Source organism: Streptomyces cellostaticus (assembly GCF_023630175.1).
Lineage (GTDB): Bacteria > Actinomycetota > Actinomycetes > Streptomycetales > Streptomycetaceae > Streptomyces > Streptomyces cellostaticus_A.
The window spans coordinates 1-6,255 of the sequence record NZ_JALLIN010000091.1 but is presented as its reverse complement, the minus strand read 5'-3'; the positions used below and the strand labels follow the sequence as shown (position 1 = coordinate 6,255).

General features: G+C 69.2%; 4 protein-coding genes. 1 reads left to right on the top strand and 3 read right to left on the bottom strand.

Annotated features, from left to right (window positions below):
- Positions 1 to 261 precede the first annotated feature (261 nt).
- Both MXD57_RS30915 and MXD57_RS30910 read right to left on the bottom strand, forming a co-directional pair.
- Entirely contained in the window at positions 262 to 1,395 is a 1,134-nt protein-coding gene (locus MXD57_RS30915) for an endonuclease domain-containing protein (RefSeq protein WP_250405530.1), read from the bottom strand.
- 354 nt (positions 1,396 to 1,749) lie between these two features.
- Positions 1,750 to 2,577, bottom strand: a complete 828-nt coding sequence (locus MXD57_RS30910; protein ID WP_250405529.1) for an SDR family oxidoreductase — start codon at positions 2,575 to 2,577, stop codon at positions 1,750 to 1,752.
- Positions 2,578 to 3,051: 474 nt separating this feature from the next.
- Here MXD57_RS30910 and MXD57_RS30905 point away from each other — a divergent pair, with 474 nt between their 5' ends.
- Positions 3,052 to 3,198, top strand: coding sequence for a hypothetical protein (locus MXD57_RS30905; RefSeq protein ID WP_250405528.1), 147 nt, complete (start codon positions 3,052 to 3,054; stop codon positions 3,196 to 3,198).
- Between the two features lie 1,106 nt (positions 3,199 to 4,304).
- Here the strand turns inward: MXD57_RS30905 and MXD57_RS30900 are convergent.
- On the bottom strand, positions 4,305 to 5,336 hold the full coding sequence (locus MXD57_RS30900; RefSeq protein WP_250405527.1) for a hypothetical protein: 1,032 nt from the start codon (positions 5,334 to 5,336) through the stop codon (positions 4,305 to 4,307).
- Positions 5,337 to 6,255: the final 919 nt, after the last annotated feature.

Genomic DNA, 6,255 nt, shown 5'->3' with positions numbered 1-6,255 from the left:
CCCCGCCCCGGCCCTCGGGCCTCCCTGACACGCTACTGGCCGCAAACCGAAGCAACGCAGGGACACCACAGACCCGTTGACACCGGGCCTGTACCGGTCGGGACCGGTCCGAAGCGGGCCGGTCCCGCCGCATACCCTCTCCCGGTGCCGGGGCTGCTGGCACGACGGTTCTCACCGGCTGTCCGTGAACGGCGACGGTTCCGCTCAGCGGGCGCATGAGCTCGGCCTCCACGGCACGGCCCACAGCGAGACGACACCGATCTACAAGGCCGGTTTCTGGTGCCGGGCGAGGAGTTCGGTAAAGAAGTTCTCCACCAGTTGTTCGGCGTGGGGTTGGGTGAGTTCCCAGCCGCCGAAGCGGTAGATCTCGTATCCGGCCAGCCGTAGCCGGCGGTCTTCGGCGACCATCTCCGCGTACAGCCGCGGGACGGCGGTGTGCGTGATCCGCCCCTTGTCGTCGGGCGGGTTGGGGCGGCCGTAGTGCTGGACGCCGTCGACCTCGATGACGATGCGGGAGCGGTCGGGGGCCAGGAGCAGAAAGTCCATGCGCTGGCGGGGCAGCGCGCCGGACTGCTTGCCGCTGCGGCGGGTGTAGGGGTCGTAGTGGAGGTAGACCTGCGGGATCAGCGCGGGCAGGTCGAAGCCGCCGTCCTCGGCGTAGCGGGCGCAGTACGTCCGCATCACCAGCTGCTCGGGCACGGAGTCCAGCGACCGGTACAGACGCCGGTACAGGCCGCTCGCGGCGATCTTCTCGTCGGTGTCCGGCTGGTGGTTCTTCTTCCACCAGGCGACCATCTGCCGCCAGGTGAGGCCCTGCGGCGGCAGCGGATCGGTGAACACCAGACACGTGTGCGCGTTGCGGACGATCTCCACGTCGTTGTTCACCGCGTCCCGCAGCACCATCTCGGGCTTCTCGCCGTCGGCGGCGAAGATCAGGTTCTTGAAGCTGCCCGCCGGCCCGTTGCGGAACCGGGCCTCGTACTCCAGTTCCTGCAGTTCCTCCAGCGCGTCCCTGGTCGGGCCGAGGAGCTTCTCCACGCAGTCACGGCGGGCCTTCCAGCTGCCGCTCATGTCGTTGTCACGCCAGTACGAACCGAAGCCGCGCGGGCCGTCGAACGTCCGGAACGGCCACGCCGGCGGCTTGAGAGCGAGACGCTCGACGACGGCGCGGTGGGCCTTGATGACAACGGGCACGGTGTCGTTGGTCAGGCGCATGTCCCGGCCGTCGGTCCCGTAGGAGACGAAGTCGTCGTACAGCAGCCGGGTCAGCGCGATCGCCACGTCCAGGTCGGTGTGACCGTCCGGAGGCCCGAACCGCAGCGACTCCATCAGCCCGACGTCGAGCACCCACTCGGCCCATCCGTCGCCGCTGCTGAAGAACGCCCCGAGCTCCACGCTCCACCCCCGTCTGTGATTCCTCACTAACATCGTCGACCGCAGCCCGCACGCCCACCAGAGGGCGTACGGCGCCGTCCCTCCGGGCGTAGCGCGGATACCGGCTCGACGCTGCGCCGTGCTCAACCCGGCTCCGCCGGGCGCCGGGAGTGTCTCGCCGCGCCCTTCGAGGGACATCTCAGCCACGGCTGGCGGAGTCAGCCGCGGACCGCTCCTCCTGCGTCCAACTCGGGCCGCAGCTCACCGGCGCGCAGGCCGAGGCCTGGCGGATCCCCCTGTCCACGCGGCCACCATGCCCGGCTACCTCCACCTGCGCCCCGGCCCGGGCCCGCAACGCGGTGTCAGGCTGGGCGGTCAGGTTGTTGTGGTGCAGAACTGGCGGGCGCCGCGCAGGGTGGTGCCTAGCTTCCGCCGGGTGGCTCGGCTGTCGAGGCGTACGTCGAGGGCGCCGGGAAGTGCGCTGTGACCTCGCAGGCCCGTGGGCAGCTGAGAGGCGTCCAGCCCGTCACGCCTGGCGATGAGGGTGCCGAGTTCGTGACGGCTCACGGGGTCGGGCCCTGCGAGGTGGTGGACGCCGGCCGCGTCGCCGCACGCCAGTTCCAGGAGGGCGGCGGCCAGGTCGGCGACGTGGACGGGGCAGCGGATGTCGTCGGTGAACAGGACGCCCTCCCGGGTGCCGACGGCCAGTTCGTGCACTAGGCGCTCGTGCACGGACCCGCCGTCGCCGATGATCAGCGACGTGCGGGCGACGACGGCCTGCGGATGCACGAGGAGGATTCCGGTCTCCGCTGCCGCCTTCGCCGCCCCGTACGGGGTGATGGGGTCGGGCAGGCACGACTCGTCGTAGTGGACTTGGGCGCCGGAGAACACCGCGTCGCTGGACACGTGGACCAGGCGGCTTCCGTACTTCGCCGCCGCCATCGCCAGCCGGACGGGCCCCTGCGCGGTCACCGCCCAGTCGGCGTCGCCGCTCGATGCGTTGACGACGAGACCCGCGCCGACTTCGGCCATGACGGCGTCCACGCGTCCGGGATCCCGCAGGTCGAGTGGGTACCAGGTGGCGTGGGAAGCGGTGCCGGGCCTGGTCGCGTAGGTCGCGGCCGTTGCGTGCCCGGCCATGAGGGCCTGCCGGATCAACTCGGTGCCCAGGAAGCCGCTTCCGCCGATGACCAAGACCGTCATGGCACGACACGGTAGACCGCCCCGGCTGGTGTCGGACACGGCACCACACAGGGGTGAGCGGGAGACGAGACGCGAGAATGCCGACTGTGAACCTGCGCTCAGGAGCAACCCGCGTTGGAGCGCTGGCGCCCTTCGGAGCACCGCGTCCGCGCGGACCGGACCGCTCCGCAGCAGCACCGGAAGAACTGTGACCCACGTCACCTGCCATCGCGGACGGCTCCCGGGTCACCCCGGGACCGTCGATTGCCCCGATCCGCTGACCAGCAACTCTATAGATAACTCTCTAGAAAATGAGGACCTCTAATAGGCGCATCACGGCCCGGGGTCCCTGGAAAATTACCAAGGATTGTTGGAGCGAGACCGCCCGCGAAGCCGCCGAGTGAACAACTCGACTGCGGGACTGCGGTAATGTGATCCTTCCCTGACGGATCACCGCCGATTGGCGGTCCGGATACCAGAAGGGAGGTATGACGCATGTCCGAGCCTGCTCCTCGGGGCAGGCCGGCGAGGACCAAGCTGCTTCGCCGCATCCTGCGGGCCATCGCCCGCATGCGGCCCGTGGCCACTGTCCTGCGGGTCGTCTACTACGCGCTGCGCGTGGTGGACGAACTGACGGACTGAACTGCGGAGAAGTGGGAGGGCCCACCCCGCTCCAACGGGGCAGGCCCTCAGTCCACGTCGTGCCACGTGAGCCTCGTGCACGTTTTCCAGGGTGCGAGGCCCACACCCATGTGTGGACTGCTAACCGATACGTTAGCACGTCTCCAAAACCAATTGACGACCAAAGCTGACTCCCCGACTTTGCGGCCCGCGGCATTGATTTACCCGATGATGTAAAACCGATCCGGCTGCATGTTGACTCGGCAATCCAAATCAGCATGAGTCGGCGATTTGCCGCGCGCCCGCCGCCGCGAAATCACTGCCGAGCAATCATCATTAGGCAAACAGCTTTACGACAGCTGTCGTCCCGCAACCATTGCGCGCGCTGCCGGCCACTTCGCTGCAGCCGGTGGTGCTCGACGTATCGCCTGCTCAGACGCAGGCGGGTTGCGGGACGGGTACCGCAAGCCATGGGGACACCCGCCTCGACGGGATGCCTGTCGCAGGCGCGCTAAGCAGCTCCATGAGATGACCGTCAACTGCCCTTGTCTGACTGGTGGGGAAGCGCCCCTCGTCGTACGAACCACGCTCCTGAGCGTCCATCGGTACCATGTGTCGGCGGACCCGAAAACGCCTCCCGAGTCGTTTTCCGCGGCAGCAACGGCCACTGGTTCCCACAATTTCGTGCTGCCCGAAAATGCGTCACCCCCCTCTGACCTGCACAGACGCGCGACACCCGTTGCCCTAGAGTGGAGCGGCGGTACACAAGTCGCAGCGCGTCACCGGCACGGTGACAGACGGAGGACGAACGCACCGGCAGGGATAGGGGAGGCAGCCCGCCCGGGCAACGCCCAGCGCCCGAACGGCTGTCCAGTCGCCGGTGCCCGAGCACAGCGCCACCACTCTGAAACCGACGCCAGCTGACTTCACGTACAAGCGGCGGTGGCCACGCAGGTGATCACGGCAGCACCTCGTGGTCTCCTCCCCGGCGCCCTGCACCCGGAGCCGGCCGCCGCGCTGAGGACCCTCCCCAGTGGGAGGAACCACCCGCCCGCATCACCAGTCTTGCTGCACTCCTCCACGAAAAGGCACGCAGCCGCCATCACCGAGGCTGCGGCAAGGTCAGGTCATCCGGCCTGCACCCACGCCCCTTCACCAGGGTCGTGGTCTGCGCCGCCGTTCGCCGCCTGCCAGCGACCGTTGGTCAGCTCCTCCATGGAGCGTATCCACCTCTCCCCGAAGCCGACGGCCCCCCTCTCGTCGCCGGGGATGCTGAAGATGTCCGGGTTCTCGGCGAACTGGTCCATGAGGATCTGGTACAGCCCGTCGAAGAGCGGCTCGAGGAAGACCGCCAGGGACTCGGCGAACCGCATGGGGGAGGGGTTGATGGCGATGACGTGGTCCAGGAACGGGAACATGCCCCACTCGTCGATCCGCTCCCGCAGCGCGGCCTGCGCGGGGGTGTCCGGCAGGAGCAGTCCGTGCAGCACGTACAGCGCGTAGAACATACGCATCCCGACCAGCACCTCTCGTGCGCGCAGCAGCTCCTCGTCACTCGCCCGCTGCACCTGGGCCACGATGTCCGCGTTCTGCTGGAGCAGTCCCCAGTCCACCTCGGGCCCCTCGCCGCGCTCCACAGCACCCAGCATCTGCGCCCAGTCCTCGGCCGTCAGCCCGAACATGCCGAAGGCGGCGAACGCCTCGGCCAGCGCGTCCGCCCCGACCTCCTGCGCGCCCAGGCCGATCGCGGCGGCCACGTGCACCATGCTCCTGCCATCCGGCCCCCCGGCCTCGACCGGCACGTCCCCACCGGCTTCGAGCGCCGCACGCACCAGCGCGGGGTTAGCCCGCCCGCGGTACGGCCCCATGAGCCGGTCGGCGGCCGCGTACAGGGCGTCCTGCCCTTCTTCGCCGGCCCCGGCCGCGCTGCGCGCGAACTCCACCAGCCTCTGCGACGCCGAGCGTTGCAGCGCCCACACCAGGGCCTCGCGCACGGCGGCCACCGGCGGCTCCGGCACCGGGACCGTTCCCGGCGCCGCCGTCGGCGTCCCGGCCTCGGCGAACCATGCCAGCACGGCCAGCCGCCGGTCCCGCCCCTGCCGAAGATGCCGGGCCAGCGCCGCCGCACTCTCCACCACCAGCGGATCGACCGCGTCCACCACCGACCCCCGGCCGCGCCCCAGTCCTCGCCGTCGATGACGCGGCAATAAGCCCACCCGCCGCCAGCTCTCCAGCTGGCTTGGCGTCACCACCATCTCCCGCGCAGCAAGTTCACGCACCACCTGCAGATCAGCCGGACTCGGCGCCCCTCGTGCCATGCCCACCATTACAACCCCGAGAAGCGCAATTTTCTGCCCTCTCGCGACTCTGGCTCACTGGTCCCAGCACCACAGCCCACGCCGCTGAAGCCGGCCCGAACGAAGGACACCCCGCGATGCGGAAGAAGAACCACAGGCCCTCCACCACCCCGCCCCACGACCACGGTGCGCCCGCTCCTGCCTCGTGGCGGCGCCTCGTCTCCGCAGCGCTCCTCGCCGGAGCCGTTCGTCACCTCGGGGCCCTTCTGGCCGGCCTCGCAGTGACCTGGTGGCAGCACGACTGACACCTCCCCCCAACCCGCCTGGCACACACCCCCTGAGGTGATGTCAGGCGGGTACGGCTGCACAGAGGTTGAGTTCCTCTCCTGCTCACACTCCGACACACCACAGACCCGCCCACCCCAACACCCCCTCAAGGGGGCACACACCCAAACCACGGATTCACCCAAAGTTCTGAGGCGAAGGAAACAACCAGTCGACCACCCTGGTCCACCCCTGCGGCCAGCCGCCCGCGCATGCGGGCCAGGTCCGGGAGCGCAGCGGACGGACCCTCAAGGCTCCTTCTAGGAGCGCAGCGACGAAGGAGGAGCTGGCTCGAAGCGTAAGCGGAGAGCCGGAAGACCATCACCCCCAACCTGCGGATTCAGCGAAAATTCTTACGGAAGGAAACACGGCTCGGAGCGCAGCGCAGAGCCAACTCCGCGCAACGCGCGGAGTCCCACTCCATTACCCGCGCGCAGCGCGGGGCACCACTCCGAAC